Origin of the sequence: Streptomyces sp. NPDC051320, assembly GCF_040682175.1 — a bacterium.
In the GTDB taxonomy this organism is placed as follows: domain Bacteria; phylum Actinomycetota; class Actinomycetes; order Streptomycetales; family Streptomycetaceae; genus Streptomyces.
This window is the reverse complement of the sequence record NZ_JBFBAL010000009.1, coordinates 227,158-244,632: the sequence shown is the minus strand read 5'-3', so window position 1 is coordinate 244,632 and position 17,475 is coordinate 227,158. Positions and strand designations below refer to the sequence as shown.

The 17,475-nt window shown below is 69.3% G+C and carries 11 protein-coding genes and 1 pseudogene; 10 read left to right on the top strand and 2 right to left on the bottom strand.

Translation table 11 applies throughout. The features are described from left to right. Window positions 1–9: 9 nt before the first annotated feature. A complete protein-coding gene (locus AB0M87_RS21545; protein ID WP_365855231.1) occupies window positions 10–2,835 on the bottom strand; it encodes a glycoside hydrolase family 3 C-terminal domain-containing protein in 2,826 nt (941 codons plus the stop codon). Window positions 2,836–3,181: 346 nt separating this feature from the next. Between AB0M87_RS21545 and AB0M87_RS21540 the strand changes: the two genes are divergently transcribed. From AB0M87_RS21540 to AB0M87_RS21515, 6 genes and pseudogenes are all read left to right on the top strand, one after another. Continuing rightward, complete coding sequence (locus tag AB0M87_RS21540; protein ID WP_365855229.1) at window positions 3,182–4,861, top strand: extracellular solute-binding protein; 1,680 nt, start codon at window positions 3,182–3,184, stop codon at window positions 4,859–4,861. 26 nt (window positions 4,862–4,887) lie between these two features. Then, window positions 4,888–5,931, top strand: coding sequence for an ABC transporter permease subunit (locus AB0M87_RS21535; RefSeq protein WP_365855227.1), 1,044 nt, complete (start codon window positions 4,888–4,890; stop codon window positions 5,929–5,931). Continuing rightward, window positions 5,928–6,881 (top strand): carbohydrate ABC transporter permease, encoded by a 954-nt coding sequence (locus AB0M87_RS21530; RefSeq protein WP_365855225.1) that lies wholly within the window; start codon window positions 5,928–5,930, stop codon window positions 6,879–6,881. The genes AB0M87_RS21535 and AB0M87_RS21530 overlap by 4 nt, the downstream gene beginning before the upstream one ends. A 123-nt stretch (window positions 6,882–7,004) precedes the next feature. Further along, a pseudogene (locus tag AB0M87_RS21525) lies at window positions 7,005–7,376 on the top strand (1,4-beta-glucanase); the annotation flags it as partial. Window positions 7,377–7,453: 77 nt separating this feature from the next. After that, a complete protein-coding gene (locus AB0M87_RS21520) occupies window positions 7,454–9,424 on the top strand; it encodes a beta-galactosidase (protein WP_365855223.1) in 1,971 nt (656 codons plus the stop codon). Then, window positions 9,424–11,778, top strand: coding sequence for a glycoside hydrolase N-terminal domain-containing protein (locus AB0M87_RS21515; RefSeq protein WP_365855221.1), 2,355 nt, complete (start codon window positions 9,424–9,426; stop codon window positions 11,776–11,778). The genes AB0M87_RS21520 and AB0M87_RS21515 overlap by 1 nt, the downstream gene beginning before the upstream one ends. A 146-nt stretch (window positions 11,779–11,924) precedes the next feature. Here AB0M87_RS21515 and AB0M87_RS21510 read toward each other — a convergent pair whose 3' ends face one another. Further along, window positions 11,925–12,938, bottom strand: coding sequence for a LacI family DNA-binding transcriptional regulator (locus tag AB0M87_RS21510; RefSeq protein WP_365855219.1), 1,014 nt, complete (start codon window positions 12,936–12,938; stop codon window positions 11,925–11,927). A 246-nt stretch (window positions 12,939–13,184) separates the two neighbouring features. Here AB0M87_RS21510 and AB0M87_RS21505 point away from each other — a divergent pair, with 246 nt between their 5' ends. From AB0M87_RS21505 to AB0M87_RS21490, 4 genes are all read left to right on the top strand, one after another. Next, window positions 13,185–13,601 carry an SsgA family sporulation/cell division regulator gene (locus AB0M87_RS21505; protein WP_365855217.1) on the top strand — a complete coding sequence of 139 codons (417 nt, stop codon included), beginning with the start codon at window positions 13,185–13,187 and terminating at the stop codon, window positions 13,599–13,601. Between the two features lie 254 nt (window positions 13,602–13,855). Continuing rightward, window positions 13,856–15,460, top strand: a complete 1,605-nt coding sequence (locus AB0M87_RS21500; RefSeq protein WP_365855215.1) for an ABC-F family ATP-binding cassette domain-containing protein — start codon at window positions 13,856–13,858, stop codon at window positions 15,458–15,460. A gap of 122 nt (window positions 15,461–15,582) precedes the next feature. Further along, window positions 15,583–16,359: a dimethylargininase gene (gene ddaH, locus AB0M87_RS21495; RefSeq protein ID WP_365855213.1), complete on the top strand. Its 777-nt coding sequence runs from the start codon at window positions 15,583–15,585 to the stop codon at window positions 16,357–16,359. 117 nt (window positions 16,360–16,476) lie between these two features. Then, complete coding sequence (locus AB0M87_RS21490) at window positions 16,477–17,460, top strand: acyl-ACP desaturase (RefSeq protein WP_365855211.1); 984 nt, start codon at window positions 16,477–16,479, stop codon at window positions 17,458–17,460. The last annotated feature ends 15 nt before the right edge of the window (window positions 17,461–17,475 follow it).

Here is a 17,475-nt window from a genome sequence, read left to right as displayed (position 1 = left end):
TCCGGACCCTCAGCCGGAGAAACCGATATGCGCGAGCCGCACCGGCCCGCGCAGCTTCAGACGTACGTCGCACACGCCGGAGGCCTCGAATCCGGCCTCGATCGTCGCGTACTCGTACACCCCACCGGTGGGCAGGATCTGGAACGTGACCGTGCCGCTCGGCAGCGAGAGTTCCACGGTGCCCTCGCCGGACGCCACGACGCCGGCCCGGGTCGCGGCCGGCCCGAAGTCACAGCGGCGGTAGAGCAGTTCACCCGTGGCCCCGGCGACCGGTGTCACCGCGTCGCCGGACACCTTGGTCCGGTCCACGATCTCGGTGGCGTGCTGTTCGTCGTAGTCGGCGGCCGTCAGGCCGCGGGTCAGCACCGGGCGCGGACCTGCGGGCTCGCCGCCGATGTCCAGTTTCGCCACCGCGCGGATGTCCGTACTGGACGCACCGGCCAGCAGTTCGTACGTTCCCGGCTCGACCCACCAGCGGCCGTGCGCGACATCCCAGTGGCCGAGCGCGGAGACCGGAACGGTGAACGACAGCCGCTGCGAGGCTCCGGGCGCCAGGTGCACCCTGCGGTGCGCGACGAGCTCGCGGGACGGGCGCTCCACCGACGGGTGCACGGCCCGCGCGTAGAGCTGGGCCACCTCGTCCGCCGGCACGTCGCCGGTGTTGGTGACCGTGAACTCGGCCTGTACGACGTCGCCCTCGTGTTCGGCTGTCAGGTCCGCGTAGCCGAAGGACGTGTAGGACAGGCCGTGCCCGAACGGGTAGAGCGGCGTGCCCCGGTAGTAGAGATACGTCTGGCGCGAGCCGATGATGTCGTAGTCCAGCAGCCCGACGAGCTCCGCGTCCGAGGCGTACCAGGTCTGCGGCAGCCGGCCCGCCGGGGAGACGTCGCCGGCCAGCACCCGGGCCAGCGCGGTGCCGGCCGCCTGTCCGCCGTGTGCGGTCCACAGCACTGCGGGCAGCCGGTCGTCCGCCTCGGGCACGGCGTACGGGTAGGCCGAGCAGAGCACCAGCGCGGTCCGCGGATTCGCTGCGTGGGCGGCGCGCCAGAGGCCGTCCTGGTGCGCGGGGAGGTCCAGCGTCGGACGGTCCTCGGTCTCGCGGCCGTTGATGTGCGGGTCGTTTCCGGCGACCACGATCACCACGTCCGCGTCGGCCGCCGCCCGGGCCACCGCATCCGCGCCGCGCTCGATCATCTCGATCTCGAAAACATCGCCGTGCTCGGCAACCTTTGCGCCGTCGGCGGCAACAGACACGTACCGACCGGTCCCGGTGTGCTTGAGGAGGTGCCCGCCCGCGTGCTCCTCCCAGCTGAACGTCTCCTGCACGACCCAGCCGCCCGGCTGGTCGGCCGAGGCCCTGACGAACCCGTCGCCGGCCACCGAGAGATAGCGTCCGTCGGCCGCTCGCAGGGTGAGCACCCCGCCGCCCCAGTCGATGAGCGCCAGCTCGGACGGGGCGTCGCCGCAGGTCAGCGGGGGCAGATCGGTACGGCCCGCGAGCAGCGCCGGATCGAGCGCCGCCTCGGGCGACCCGCCGGTCCGCCCCGCGTCACCGGACCCGGGCACCTGGAGCCAGCCGGCCGCGGTCCGCAGCCGGATGCGGTCGGCGCCCTCGGCATGGATCACCGCGTCCGCACCGAAGCGGGCCCGCAGGCCGTCGAGCGGGGTGGAGCGGTGCATGAGGGTGCCGCTGTACCAGTCGAGCTTGCACTCGTCGGCGAGCAGGCCGACGAGTGCGATCCGCTGTCCGCCGGGCAACGGCAGCAGGCCGTCGTTCTTCAGCAGGACGACGCACTGCTCGGCCGCCTCCTGGGCGAGCGCCCGGTGCCCGGGTGTGTCGAACCGGTCCAGTCCGATCTGCGCGTACGGGTCGGACCCGGGGTCGAACTCCCCGAGCGAGAAGCGCACCGCGAGCTGTCTGCGCACGGCGGCGTCGATGTCCGACTCGTCGATCAGGCCCTGCTCCAGGGCTCCGCGGAGCCGGCCGACCATGATCGAGGAGTCCGTGCCGTGATCGGTGAAGCTGTCCACGCCGGCCTTGAGTGCCGCCGCGGTGGCTTTCTCGTGGGTGTCGAAGTAGTGCTCGGAGTCGACCAGGTTGGAAGGGGCTCCGGCGTCCGAGCAGACCATCAGCGGCTGGTCGGTCCAGGTGCGCAACTGCGCGCCGAGGTACGGCGACAGGTGGTTGGGCCGCCCGTTGACCAGGTTGTACGCGGGCATGACCCCCGCCACCGAACCGGCCTGCACCGTGTCGCGGAACGCCCGGAGGTCGTACTCGTGGAGCACCCGGGGGCGCACCGAGGCGGATGCGGTGGATCGGTCCGTCTCGTTGTTGTGCGCGAGCCAGTGCTTGAGCACGGGCGCCGTGCGCCAGTATCGAGGGTCGTCGCCGCGCAGCCCGCGGGTGTAGGCGACCGCGATGGCCGAGGTGAGGGCGGGGTCCTCGGAGTAGCCCTCCTCGCCCCTGCCCCAGAGCGGGTTCCGCAGCAGATTCACGGTGGGCGCCCATACGTTGAGCCCGACCCGGTCGTCCCGGGTGCGCATGGCCCGGGCCTCGGTGCCCACGGCTTCTCCGACCCGGCGTACCAGGTCCTCGTTCCAGCTCGCACCGAGCCCGACTGCCTGCGGGAAGACCGTCGCGGGCCCCATCCAGGCCACTCCGTGCAGGGCCTCCTGCCCGGTGCGGAAGGCGGCCACCCCGAGCCGTTCCACGGCGGGTGCGAACTGGTGCAGCATCGCGATCCGCTCATCGAGCGTCAGCCTGGCCAGCAGATCGTCGATGCGCTTGCCGTGCGGCAGCTCTGGGTCGCGGAAGGGCGGCTGTTGCTCGGTCACGTGCTATTCCCCTTGGAAGGTGGGACGTTGAGCTTTCGAAGCGCTTCGATGCTGAGTCGCGATGCGGCCGGGTGTCAAGACGTGCAGGGGTTACAAGTGGTGCACGAGGTGACCTCCCCGGTGAAACGAACCGGAAATACGTCCGAGGTTTCTTGAAATCAACTCTTGTGCGTCCGGACCCCTTCACTTAATGTCACAGCAACATCGAAGCGCTTCGACGCTCAGCCGTCCGCGTCGTAGCGGTGATTCTCACCCTCTCCTCAGACACGCTCCCGCTTCAGACACACGAGCCGAACGACCCGCCTCCGCCGCGTGTCGTCCTGGTGCGCCACGAAGGGTCCACGCCATGACGCAGAATTCCTCCCCCGCCCCGAGCCGGAGAAGCTTCCTCGCCTCCACCGCGGTCGCCGCCGCGGCGGTGGCCGGCGGGGTGCCGCTGCTCACCGCCTGCGGCGGCGGGCAGCAGGGCCGCAAGGAAGGCGCCACCTCGGGCAAGGCGGCACGGAAGATCCTCCCGACATTCGTGGCCTCCAGCGTCGTCGCCCCGGACATCCCGGCGAAGAACGGCTCACCGGCCGGCTTCACCAAGGCGATCCCGACGGCCGAGCTGAAGACCTCGGTGGCGAAGCAGCTGGGCAGCGGGGGCAAGCTGAAGATCATGGCCCCGTTCTGGGGCAGCCCGCCGAAGGGCGACAACCCGTATTACACGGCCATGAACAAGGCCGTCGGCGTCGACATCACCTGGCAGAACCAGGACGGTGTCACCTACGACCAGAAGCTCGGCGCGATCCTCGCCTCCAGCGACATCCCCGACGCCGTGGTGGTGCCCGACTGGAACCTGACGGGCCGGATACCCACCGCGATCAACGCCAAGTTCGCCGACCTCGGGCCGTACCTGTCCGGCGACAAGATCAAGGACTACCCGAACCTCGCGGCCGTGCCCACCGAGGCGTGGCAGCGTGGCATCTTCGGCGGCCAGCTCCGCGCAGTCCCGATGCCGTCCTCCTACGTCGTCGGCATCGCGCCCATGTACCGCAAGGACCTCTTCAAGAAGAAGGGCTACACCGTCCCGAAGAGCCCCGACGAGTTCCTGTCCTGGGCCAAGGAGGCGAACCAGCCCAAGTCGAAGGTCTGGGCCTGCGATGACATGAAGTGGACGGCCTTCAACATCTTCGGTGTTATGCCGGGCAGCGACAGGGCGCTGTGGTGGAACATGGAGGGGGGCAAGCTCGTCAACCGCGTGGAGACAGAGCAGTACCTGGCAGGCCTGGAGTGGACGCGCAAGCTCTACGCGGCGGGGGTGGTCCACCCGGACGCGGTCTCGGGCAAGGCGAGCGGCAGCGCGGCCAACCGCTTCACCGCCGGGCAGGTTCTGGTCTACAACAACAACATCTCCGACTGGTGGGGCAAGACGGCCGAGCAGCGGACCCAGAATCCCGACTTCGAGATGGGTGCGTTCGACATCTTCGGCCCCGACGGCGGCGATCCCACACTGTGGGCGGGTCAGCCGGGCGGCATGTTCAACTTCGTCAGCAAGAAGGCGAGCAAGCAGCAGATCAAGGACTTCCTCGCGCTCTGCAACTACTGCGCGGCTCCTTACGGCACCAAGGAGTTCATGCTCACCGCCTACGGCGTCGAGGGCACCGACTACACGGTGAAGCACGGTCTGCCGGTCAAGACGCAGCAGGGCATCAACGAGGTCAGCGGCGCCTATGACCTCACGGGCAACCCCGCACCCTACGTCGCCTACCCCGACTTCCCCGACATCACCCGGGGCATCGTCGAGTGGCAGCAACGCATGGGCGCCTTCACCAAGAAGACCTCCTTCTTCGGGCTGACCGTCACGGAGCCCACCCGCTGGGCCAACCTCGCCGACGACTTCGAGCAGCTCGAGGACGACGTCGTGCGGGGCCGCAAGAAGATCAGCGACGTTCAGCAGGCCGTGTCCGACTGGAAGAAGAAGGGCGGCGACGACCTGCGCGACTGGTACAAGAAGCTGCTCGACGACAACGGCTCGGCGAACTGATCCGGGGCTCAAGCAAGGAGACGCCTGTGTCCCACAGCACGGTGCCTCGGAATACTACCGAGGCGAAAACCCCCGCGAAGACGCCGGTGGCGCCAGGCGGCGCCGCCGTCGGGCCCCCGCCCCGCGGACCGAAGAACGCGGGCAAGCTGAGCCTGAAGATCAGATTCAAGCGTGACCGCCTGCTGATCCTCATGACGGCGCCGGTGGTCCTGCTGCTCCTCGTCTTCAACTACATACCGATCCTCGGCAACGTGGTCGCCTTCCAGGACTACGACCCGTACCTCAGCGACAACGGCTTCGTCGCCATGTTCCAGAGTCCCTGGATCGGCTTCGAGCAGTTCCAGCGGATCTTCGCCGACTCGGCCTTCTGGCACGCGGTGCAGAACACCCTGGTGCTGTTCTCCCTGCAGCTGGTCCTCTACTTCCCGATCCCGATCCTGCTCGCGCTGCTCATCAACAGCGTGGTCAGGCCCCGGGTGCGGGCGGTCGCCCAGGCCGTCATGTACCTGCCGCACTTCTTCTCCTGGGTCCTCGTCGTCACCGTCTTCATGCAGATCTTCGGCGGCGCCGGCATCCTCGCGCAGACCCTCCGCCAACACGGCTACGAGGGTTTCGACCTGATGACCAACCCTGAGGTCTTCAAGTATCTGGTCACTGCGCAGAGCGTCTGGAAGGACGCGGGCTGGGGCATCATCGTCTTCCTTGCCGCGCTCTCCTCGGTCCCCAGCGACCTGTACGAGGCCGCCGCCATGGACGGCGCCACACGCTGGCGGCGCATGTGGCACATCACGCTGCCCGCCCTGCGACCGGTGATCGCCCTCCTGCTGGTGCTGCGCGTCGGCGACGCCCTCACTGTCGGCTTCGAGCAACTGCTCCTCCAACGACAAGCCGTGGGTGTCAACGCCTCAGACGTCCTGGACACCTACGTGTGGTGGAACGGCATCCGGAACCAGGACTTCAGCTATGCCGCCGCCGCCGGGCTCATCAAGGGTGTGGTCGGCCTGGCGCTCGTGCTGATCGCCAACAAGGTGGCCCATCTCATGGGTGAGCAAGGGGTGTACAAGAAGTGACCACCTTCCTCAACACACCGTCCGACAAACGACCACGCGTCAAGAAACCGGGCGGCTGGGCGGCCTCGTCCCGCCCGGTCTGGGAGGAGCCACCCTCCAAGGCCGGACTGACGGGCAAGGGGATCGCCCTGACACTGGCCTGTCTGGCCATCCTCTTCCCGCTGTGGATCGTCATCGTCACCAGTCTCCAGTCGAAGAAGACCATCGACGAGGCCGGCGGCCTGGTGATGATCCCCAAAGGCATCACGTTCGTCGCCTACGAGTCACTTCTCAGCGGCGGCCAGGTGCAGAAGGCCGCCCTGGTGAGCATCGGTGTGACCTTGGTCGGCACGCTGTTCAGCATGACGGTGTCGGTCCTGTGTGCGTACGGCCTGTCGCGCAGCGGCTCGCTGGGCCACCGCTGGATCCTGATGACCCTGCTGGTGACGATGTTCTTCGGAGCCGGCCTCATCCCCACCTACCTGCTGGTGCAGGCCCTCGGTCTGATGGACAGCTACCTGGCGCTGATCCTGCCCAGCGCCGTGAGTGTCTTCAACATCCTGGTGCTGCGTGCGTTCTTCATGGGCATCTCCCAGGAACTGATCGACAGTGCCCGCATCGACGGCGCCGGCGACTGGAACATCCTGTGGAAGATCGTGATGCCGCTGTCCCGGGCGGTCCTCGCGGTGGTGGGCCTCTTCTACGCCGTGGGCTACTGGAGCGCCTGGTTCAACGCGTCGATCTACCTGAGCGACCAGGACATGATGCCGCTGCAGAACGTGATGATCCAGTTGGTGCAGATGCAGCAACGTCCGGTGGGCCTCCAGACGCAGATCAACACCGGTCAGCTCTCGCCGCTCGCGATCCAGATGGCGGTGATGGTGATGGCCCTTCTGCCGGTGGCCGCCCTCTCCCCCTTCGTCCAGAAGCACTTCAAGAAGGGCATGCTCACCGGCGCGGTGAAGGGCTGACCCGACCGCTCCCGGCCCCCGCCGTGGCCGACCTGCTGCCGACGCGGCGGGGCGGTCGCGGCGGCTCCAACTTCCGAACTCCCCGATCCCGGGCTCCCCGAGCCACACAGAACGAGGTATGTCATGCACGCGTCCCGCCTGAGCAGACGAGCCGTTCTCGCCGGGACCGCGGCCGCCGCCGCGCTCACCGCCGTACCGCTTCTCCCCGGCCGCGCGCACGCCGCCGAGGGCAGCGCCGACAGCCCGAACCACCGTCGGCGCAACGCGGTGATGGGCGGTAGCGGCTTGGTTACGGGTGTCCTCTTCCACCCCTCCGTGCGCGGACTCGCCTACACCCGTACCGACATCGGCGGCGCCTACCGCCGGGACGACCGGACCGACCGCTGGATCCCGCTGACCGACCAGATCGGCTGCGACGACGGGGACCTCCTCGGCGTGGGGGCCGTGGCCGTCGACCCCGCCCACCCGGGCCGGCTCTACCCGGCCTGCGGCACCACCGGCGACCCGCGCGTCCACGGCCGGGACTTCACCGCCACAAACGGACGCGGCGTGCAGTACGGAGAGTCTGCCTGATGCCCGAACTGAACGATGCCACCCGTGGCCGTCTCCTCTATGGCGGCGACTACAACCCGGAGCAGTGGCCGGAGGAGATCTGGCACGAGGACCTTCGGCTGATGAAGTCGGCCGGCGTCACCTCGGTCACGCTCGGCGTCTTCTCATGGTCGACGCTGGAACCGAAGCCGGGCGAGAGGGAGTTCGGCTGGCTGGACACGCTGATGGACCTGATGCACGACAACGGCATCGGCGTCGTCCTCGCCACGCCGACCTCCTCGCCCCCGCCCTGGATGGGGAGGCTGCACCCCGACACGCTGCCCGTCACCGAGGAGGGCCGCACCGAGTGGTGGGGCGGCCGCCAGCACTTCTCGCACTCCAGCGCCACCTACCGCCGTTACGCCGCCGCCATCACCGAGGACCTGGCCGCCCGGTACGGTGGCCATCCGGCCCTCACCATGTGGCACATCAACAACGAGTACTGCACTTTCGACTACGGCGACGAGTCGGCAGCCGCCTTCCGCCGCTGGCTGCGGGAGAAGTACGGCACGCTCGACGCACTCAACGAGGCCTGGGGCACCGCCTTCTGGAGCCAGGGCTATGACACCTGGGACGGCATTCTGCCGCCTCGCCGGCCCCACTACATGCGCAACCCCACGCAGGTGCTGGACTTCCGGCGCTTCACCTCCGACATGCTCCTGGAGTGCTACGTCGCCGAACGCGACATCGTCCGCCGCCACACCCCGCACCTCCCGGTGACCACCAACTTCATGCCGTTCTGGACGGGCCAGGACGCCTGGAAGTGGGCCGAGCAGGAGGATGTCGTCTCCGTCGACATCTATCCGGACCCGGCGGACGGGTGGGGCGCCCAGTACAACGCGATGATCGGGGACATGACCCGCTCGCAGGCACGCGGTCCGTGGATGCTGATGGAGCAGGCCGCGGGACCGGTGAACTGGCGGGGCGTCAACCACCCCAAGCCGCGCGGCCTCAACCGCCTCTGGTCACTGCAGTCGGTCGCGCACGGGGCGGACGCCATCTGCTACTTCCAGTGGCGGCAGTCCCGGCAGGGCGCCGAGAAGTTCCACTCCGGCATGGTCAGTCACGCGGGTGAGCAGGGCCGCACCTTTCAGGAGACCAAGCAGCTCGGCGCCGAACTCACCCTGCTCTCTGATGCGGTCGCCGGATCGGCCGTTCCGGCCGAGGTCGCGGTGGTGCACGACTGGGAATCCTGGTGGGCCGATCAGCAGGACGGCCGGATCTCGTCCGAGGTGGACTATCCGGCTGTCGTACGCGCCTGGCACCGGGCCCTCTGGGAAGCCGGCCACACCACCGACTTCGCCCGTCCCGAGCAGGAGTTGAGCCGGTACAAGCTGGTCGTGGTGCCGCATCTGTATCTGCTGACCGACGCCGCCGTGGACAATCTGGTGACGTACGTACGCGGCGGCGGCACCCTGGTCAGCGGGTTCCACACCGGGGCGGCCGACGAGGACGACCGGATCAGGGCGGGCGGCATGGACGCCCGGCTGCGCGACCTCTTCGGCATCGCCACGCTCCAGGAGTGGTGGCCGCTGGACGCGGGGGTAACCGTGCAGTGCGACGGCTTCGTCGGCACCCTCTGGTCGGAGGAGCTCGAGGCGGGCAGCGCCGAAACGGTCGCTCACTACCGCAGCGGCGAGCTGGACGGACTTCCCGCCGTCCTGCGCAACGGCTGTGCCTGGTACCTCTCGACGCTGCCCGAGCCCGGCGCGCTCCGCGACCTGCTGGCCCGGGTGGCCGACCGGGCGGGGGCGCGACCGGTACTGACCGGGCTGCCGGCCGGGGTGGAGGCGGTACGCCGCGGTGACCTGCTCTTCCTGTTCCAGCACGGCCGGGACAAGGTCACCGTGTCGGTGCCCGGCCGCCACCACGATCTGCTGTCCGGCTCCACGGTGGACGGCGTCGTGGAGCTCGGCCGCTACGGCGTCGCGGTGCTCCGGAAGGCCGCCTGATGACCGATGGCCGCGCCCCTGCAGAAGGCACGTGGGAAGCCCGGCCGGCGACCCGCTGGGAGGACGCCTTCCTCAGCGGCAACGGCCGGCACGGCGCCATGGTGTACGGCGACCCGGCCGACGACCGGGTCATCGTCAGCCACCACACGCTGGTGCGTCCCAACGGCAGCGAGGCGCTGCTCCCGCCGGAGCTCGCCGACGGCCTGGGGCGGCTCCAGGACGCCCTGCTCAGCGGGGACACGACCGCGGCGGAGCGTTTCGGAGCGGGGTACCCGCTGCACTGGGTGCAGCCTTTCCACCCGGCCTTTCAGGTGCGCGTCCGTCAGGACGTGACGCTCGACACCGACTATCGCAGGCGGGTCGACTTCGCCACCGGAGTGGTCAGCGCGGAATGCGGTCAGCGGCTGAGCCGGGTGTTCGTGTCACGCGCCGACGACGTGGTCGTCCAGTACCTCAGCGGCGCCATGCTGTCGGCCGACCTCTCGCTGGACCACCGGCTGCCGGGCGCACCCTCGCGGCTCGCGGTGGGCCGCGGCGCGGCCCTGACCCGGGACGGCGCGCAGCTCACACTGCGCATCGGCTACCCGGGCAGCCACCGCTCGTACACCGGCGTCACCGTCGCGGTGGCGGAGGGCGGGACGGCCGTCTTCGCGGGTGAGGGCATCCGTTTCGACGGCGCACACGGTCTGCTGCTGCTCACCCGGGTGCGGCGCCGCGCCCCCGGCGAGATGGCCGGCGCGGCCGATGACCCGGCAGTCGGCCTGGCCTCGCTGCGGGCGCTGATCGGCGCGGCCGGGGCCGGCCGCGAAGGCGGGCCAACGACCCCGGCGGAGCTGTACCAGTGGCTGCTCGGCCGCCATACGGAGCTGCACACGACCGCGTACCGCCGGGTCACGCTCTCCCTCGGCTCGGCTCCGGCCGAGCGGCGGCTGCCCGGCTCGGAGCTGTTGCGGCGCCCGGCGAGTCCCGCGTTTCTCGAGCGGCTTTTCGCGGCCGGCCGCTACCACCTGCTCTCCGCCGGCGGTCTCCTGCCGCCCCGGCTGACCGGGCTGTGGAGCGGCGACTGGGGCACCGCGTGGTCGGGCGCGTTCACCACCAACGCCAATCTCAATCTGCAGACGGCGTCCGCCGCGTCGGGCGCGCTGCCCGAGGTCTCGGACGCCCACGCGTCTTTCGTCTACGGCCAGTTGGCTGACTGGCGTGACAACGCGCGGGCGATCTTCGGGGCGCGGGGCATCGTCGCCCCTACCCACACGGACGGCGAGTCGGGACACGTCCGGCACTTCCAGCGCGCTTATCCGCTGCACCTGTGGACCGCGGGCGCCGACTGGCTGCTGGCTCCGCTGCTCGAGCAGGCGCAGACCAGCGGAACCACCGATCCCCGGCTCGTCGACGCGCTCACCGAAGTGGCCGTGTTCTACGAGGACTTCCTCAGCCGAACGGGCCGGGACGGCCGGATCGTCATCGTGCCGTCCTACTCGCCGGAGAACCGGCCGGCGAACGCGAGCTGGGGCACCGTCAACGCCACCATGGACATCGCGGCGGCCAAGCACGCACTGACCACGGCCGCGGTCTACGCCCCCGGACATCCCGGCGCGGAACGGTGGCGCGCATTGGCCGGGCGGCTCCCCGACTACCGGGTGAACGAGGACGGCGCACTCACCGAATGGGCCTGGCCGGGCCTCGAGGAGAACTACGACCACCGGCACCTGAGCCACCTGTACCCCGTCTGGCCGCTCGACGAGATCAATCCGTACGACACCCCGGCGCTGGCCGCCGCCGCGCAGCGGGCACTCGAGCGGCGCGGCTCCGAGAACGACTCGGCCCACGGCCATCTGCATCATGCGCTGATCGCCGCCCGGCTCCGGGACGGCGAAGGAGCCGGGAACGCACTGAGCTCCGTGCTCGACGGGGACTTCTTCCATGACTCGCTGATGAGCTCGCATTACCCGGCGCGCGATGTCTACAACGCCGACGCCGCACACGCGCTGCCTGCCGCGCTCATCGAGATGCTGATGCAGTCCACACCGTCCCGGCTGGTCCTGCTGCCCGCGCTCCCCTCCACCCGCCCCACCGGCGAACTGCGGGGCGTTCGCACCAGGTTCGGCGCATCCGTCGAGCTCACCTGGGGGGACGGCCGAGCGACGGCCGTACTGCACCCCACCCGCACCGTCAGCGTGGACCTGCGACTCGGCGCGGGCCTGGTTCTCGCAGACCCGCCTGTCGGCGGGCGGCACCTCAAGGGCCGGTCTCCCGCTGAAGGGCACCCGGCCGGACCCTCCGCCGGCAGCGGTGAGGTCCTGCTGGACCTGACGGCCGGCGTGGACCGCGTACTCACCTTGAGGCCGCAGTAGTTCATCCCCCACCCATCGAAGGACGCCCACTCCATGGCACGTCGCGCCTTTGGCACCCTGCTGGTCGCCCCGGCAGCCGCGCCGGCCGCACTGATCCGTTTCGGTTGCGGCCGGCCTACCGGCCGCAACGCCCGTACGCCGAACGGTCAGCCGGCCGCGGCGGCCGGACCGGAGCTGGCGCGGACCGTCAGCTCCGGCTTCAGCAGCTCTACCTGGTCCCCGGCCCGGCCCTGCAGCTTGGTGACGATCTGCTCGACGGCGCGCCTGCCCATCTCCTGCGCCGGAATCGCCACCGATGTGACGCTCACCGACGCCTGGACGGCGACCTGTTCGGGACAGACGGCCACCACGGACACGTCCTCCGGGATGGCCCTGCCCTGTTGCCTCAGCAGATTGAGCAGCGGCTCCACCGCGACCTCGTTCTGCACGATGAACCCGGTGGTGCCCGGGCGTTCGTCGAAGATCCGGGCGAGCGTCCCGGCCATCGCGGCGAAGCCGCCCTCGCACGGCCGGTGCAGCACCCGCACGCCGAGTTCGCGGGCGCGCGAGCGAATGCCTTCCACGGTCCGCTCGGCGAAGCCGGTGTGCCGTTCGTACACCGCGGCCGCCTCGCCGATCACGGCGAGCTCCCGGTGCCCGAGATCGGCGAGGTGCTCCACGCAGAGCGCTCCGGTGGCGACGAAATCCAGGTCCACGCAGGTGAGTCCGACCGGGTCGGCGGGCAGTCCGATCAGCACACCGGGGCGTTCGGAGTCACGGAGCAGCGGCAGCCGCTCGTCCTGCAGCTGCACATCCATCAGGATCATGGCGTCCGCGAGCGAGCTCCCCGCGATCCGCCGCACCGCTTCCGGGCCTTCCTCGCCGGTCAGCAGCAGGACGTCGTAACCGTGCGCGCGGGCGGTGGTGGCCACGGCGATGGCGATCTCCATCATCACCGGCACATACATGTCCGTACGCAACGGCACCATCAGCGCGATGATGTTGGAACGGCTGCTGGCCAGCGCGCGGGCACCCGCGTTGGGGTGGTAGCCGAGCTCCTGGATGCTCCGTTCGACGCGCTCACGGGTGGCGGTGGAGATGGACCGCTTCCCACTGAGGACGTAGCTCACCGTGCTGGCGGAGACTCCGGCGTGCCGGGCGACCTCGGCAAGAGTGGTCATTCAGCTCTCCATGACATATTGCGCGAAGCGCTTCGACGCGCGTGACACGTGCGCGACATGCGGTGAAACACCGACAGTAGACGTCACCTCAGTCACTGTCCAGAGAATGATCGAAGCGCTTCGACGCCCACCGGTCGCCGCGCAGGTGATGGACATCACGGTTTTCGGGTGCACGGATGGGTCCCCCCGTACGTCCTTCCTTTCGACACACCGCCGTCAGCCGAACCGTGAGGAGGGAGCGAGGCCTTGTCGTACGTCGTCCAACAAGCCGTCCAGGCTCGCCTGGTCGCATCCGCACCCCGGATGGAGACCGTCCCGACCACCCTGCGCTACGACCGCGAGGATCCCTTCGCGGTCAGTGTGGACTTTCCGCCGCAGGCCACGCTGGAGGGGGTCGAGGTCTCCTGGGCCTTCGCCCGTGAACTGCTGGCCGCCGGCGTATCGGCGCCCGCCGGCGCGGGTGATGTGCGGATCAGACCCTACGGTTACGACCGGACCGTGCTGGAGTTCCATGCCCGTGAGGGCGTCGCGGTGGTGCATATGCACACGTCCGAGCTGCGCGTCTTCCTGGAGCGGACCGAGGCACTCGTCCCGTCCGGTCACGAGCAGAGCTTCCTGGACGTCGACCGGGGCGTCGCCGAGCTGTTGCGCGACACCTGCTGAAATTCGCTTGGCGAGGGCCGGGGTCCGGTCGTACTGTTCGTAGTGGCCCTGTTGTCGTCGATCGGAGTAGGACGTTGCGTTACTGAGGTCTTGAGACACCGTGCCGTGCAGTGATGACACCTGCGCGCACCGCGTGTGACCTCGGTATGCGAGCTGTCCTCCCGGACCAGGGCCTTTTGTGTTCCTGGCGGTGTCTCCACCTGTTGCCCCTTCCTTTCAGCGCTCACCGCGCTCACCGCAACCGGGAGACCCGTATGTCCACCCAGCCCTCCACACCACACATCTCGTGCACCGCGCTCTCCTTCTCCTGGCCGGACGGAACACCGGTGTTCGACGGGTTCCAACTGGCCGTCGGCCCCGGGAGAACGGGCCTCATCGGCGTCAACGGCTCCGGCAAGTCCACGCTGCTGAAACTGATCGCCGGAGAGCTCGCGCCGTCCGACGGCGTTGTGCGCAGCACCGGCGAGATCGGCTACCTTCCGCAGAATCTGGTGCTCGACACGGGGCTCCGGGTGGACCAGGTCCTGGGTATCGCCCCTGTCCGCGCCGCGTTGCACGCCATCGAGTCGGGTGATGTGCGAGAGGAGCACTTCACCGCGGTCGGCGACGACTGGGACGTCGAGGAACGCGCCCACGCCGTCCTCGGACAGCTCGGACTGGGCTCCATCGGACTCGACCGTACCGTCGGCGAGGTGTCGGGCGGCGAGTCCGTGCTGCTGAGGCTCGCCGCTCTGCTGCTCGGCAGGCCCGACGTCCTGCTGCTCGACGAGCCGACCAACAACCTGGACCGCGTCGCCCGCGGCCGGCTGTACGCGGCGGTCGACGCCTGGCCCGGCGTCATGGTGGTGGTCAGTCACGACCGTGAACTCCTGGAGCGAGTCGACCAGATCGCCGATCTCCGCGCCGGTGAGGTCCGCTGGTACGGCGGAACGCTTTCGGCGTACGAGGAGGCGCTCGCCGTGGAACAGGAGGCGGCCGCGCGCATGGTGCGGTCCGCCGAGGCCGATGTGCAGAAGCAGAAGCGGGACTTGGCGGATGCCCAGATGAAACTGGCCCGACGCAAACGCTACGGGCAGAAGATGTGGGACACCAAGCGGGAACCGAAGATCGTGATGGGCGCACGCAAACGCGCCGCGCAGGAATCCGCCGGCAAGCACCGCATCATGCACACCGAGAGGCTGGACGACGCCAAGGAGCGCCTCAGCCGGGCGGTGGAGGAGGTGCGGGACGACGACGAGATCAGGATCGAACTGCCGCACACCGAGGTGCCCCCCGGGCGGAGCGTACTGACCCTGCGCGACCTGCGGTTGCCGTACGGGAACGGGATCGAAGGCGAGTTCACCGTGCACGGCCCGGAGCGCATCGCCCTCGTCGGCCGCAACGGAGCGGGCAAGACGACGCTGCTGCGGACCGTCGCGGGTCTGCTCGAACCGGTGTCCGGCGAGGCGACGGTTCATGTCCCGCTGCGCTTCCTGCCGCAGCGCCTCGATGTGCTCGACAACGGGCTGACCGTCGTGGAGAACGTCGCCCGCAACGCGCCGGACGCCGGAAACAACCAGATCCGGGCGCGGCTCGCCCGTTTCCTGTTCAAGGGGGCACGCGCCGACCAGCCGGCCGGGACGCTCTCCGGCGGTGAGCGGTTCCGTGCCGCGCTCGCCGCTCTACTGCTGGCGGAACCGGCGCCGCAGCTGCTGATGCTCGACGAGCCGACCAACAATCTCGACCTGGCGAGCGTGCGGCAGCTGACGGCGGCACTGGATTCGTACCGGGGGGCGCTGGTCGTGGCGGGCCACGACCTGCCGTTCCTGGAGTCGATCGGAATCACCCGGTGGCTCGAGCTCGGAGATGAGCGGAAATGATCGAGGAGGACCGCGAATGAGCTGAGCAGGAGCTGAACGGGGATTCCGCTCGGGAGAGATGCGGGCCATGATGGGCGCCACCATCATGGCCCGACTCGCACCCGCGACCTGGAGAACCGTTCGTGCCCAGCAGAAAAGCCCTGATCCGCCGACCGAGCCCGCGCCTCGCCGAAGGTCTTGTCACCCATATCGAGCGCACGCCCGTCGATTACGCGCTGGCCCTGGAGCAGTGGGGACGATATGCGGAGACACTGCGCTCGCACGGTTGGGAGACGGTCGAGACGGCGCCCGCCGAGGACTGTCCGGACGGGGTGTTCGTCGAGGACACCGTGGTGATGTTCCGCAATGTGGCGTTGATAGCCCGCTCGGGTGCCGAGTCCCGCAGGGCGGAGACCCTGGCGGTCGAGCAGACGCTGGCCGGGCTCGGCTGCTCGGTGAACTGGGTGTGGGAGCCCGGCACCCTGGACGGCGGCGACGTGCTCAAGGTCGGCGACACCCTCTATGTGGGGCGCGGCGGCCGGACGAACGCGGCAGGTGTCCAGCAACTGCGCGCCGCCTTCGAGCCGCTCGGGGCGAGGGTCGTCGCCGTACCGACGGCGAAGGTGCTGCATCTGAAGTCGGCGGTCACCGCGCTGCCAGACTCGACGGTCATCGGGTACGAACCGCTCGTCGACACCCCGTCCGTCTTCCCGGGATTCCTGCCGGTTCCGGAGGAGTCCGGGGCCCATGTGGTGCTGCTGGGTGGCGCCGCACTGCTGATGGCGGCCAGTGCGCCGAAGACGGCCGAACTGTTCGCCGAGCTGGGTTATGAGCCCGTTCCCGTGGACATCAGCGAGTACGAGAAGCTGGAAGGCTGCGTGACATGTCTCTCCGTGCGCCTGCGCGGACTGTACTCATAGCATCTCGTAGTCGTACATTTCGGACCGCGGGGTTGGCGCGCGCTTACCGCCCCCTTAACCTACGGATACGTAACCTACGAGTCCGTAGGTAATACACTCCCGTCCCCAGGAGCACCCGTGACAATCACCTCTCCCCAACACGGCAGTTCGACAGCGTGGACAGACGCCCGACTGCTGTACGCGCTGGAAGAGGTGGTGGAGAAGGAACTCAACCGCCATCTCAAGGTCGCCAAGGACTGGATGCCGCACGAGTACGTGCCATTCAGCGACGGCCGTAACTTCCCCGGTCTCTTCGAGGACGGAAAGGCCTGGGAGCCCGAGCAGTCCAAGGTCACCGACATCGGCAAGACGGCGCTGGTGGTCAACCTGCTGACCGAGGACAACCTCCCCAGCTACCACCACGAGATCGCCTCCCTCTTCGGCCGCGACGGCGCCTGGGGCACCTGGGTGCACCGCTGGACCGCCGAGGAGGGCCGGCACGGCATCGTGATGCGCGACTATCTTCTGACCTCGCGGGCCGTCGATCCGGACAAGCTGGAGCAGTTCCGGATGGCGCACATGGCGGAGGGCTTCGAGTCGGACAACCGGCACTCGATGCTGCACTCCGTGGCATATGTCGCCTTCCAGGAGCTCGCCACCCGCGTCTCGCACCGCAACACCGGCCACCAGTCGGGTGACCCGGTCTGCGACCGGATGCTGGCGCGGATCGCGACCGACGAGAATCTGCACATGGTCTTCTACCGGAACCTGCTGGGCGCGGCCTTCGAGCTCGCACCCGATCTGACCATGCAGGCGGTACGCGACGTGGTCGTCGACTTCCGGATGCCCGGACACGGGATGCCCGGTTTCGAAAGGGCCGCCGCGCAGATGGCCATCGGCGAGATCTACAACATGCGGATCCACCACGACGACGTGCTGCAGCCGGTGCTGCGTTATCTGAAGGTCCTGGACATCGACGGGCTCGGCCCGGAGGGACTGAAGGCGCAGGAGGAGCTGGGCCTGTATATGGGTGGTCTGGACTCGGAGGCTGCCAAATTCGACGAGAGGCTCGCGGCCCGCAAGGCACGGATGGCGGCGCGCGCCGCCGCCACGGCTTCGTAGGCCCCGCGGCTTCTC

Bases quoted from the DNA above. Each gene is read 5' to 3' on its own strand.
- AB0M87_RS21515 (WP_365855221.1), top strand. From the start codon at position 9,424: ATGACCGATGGCCGCGCCCCTGCAGAAGGCACGTGGGAAGCCCGGCCG.
- AB0M87_RS21520 (WP_365855223.1), top strand. From the start codon at position 7,454: ATGCCCGAACTGAACGATGCCACCCGTGGCCGTCTCCTCTATGGCGGC.
- AB0M87_RS21540 (WP_365855229.1), top strand. From the start codon at position 3,182: ATGACGCAGAATTCCTCCCCCGCCCCGAGCCGGAGAAGCTTCCTCGCC.
- AB0M87_RS21500 (WP_365855215.1), top strand. From the start codon at position 13,856: ATGTCCACCCAGCCCTCCACACCACACATCTCGTGCACCGCGCTCTCC.
- AB0M87_RS21510 (WP_365855219.1), bottom strand. From the start codon at position 12,938: ATGACCACTCTTGCCGAGGTCGCCCGGCACGCCGGAGTCTCCGCCAGC.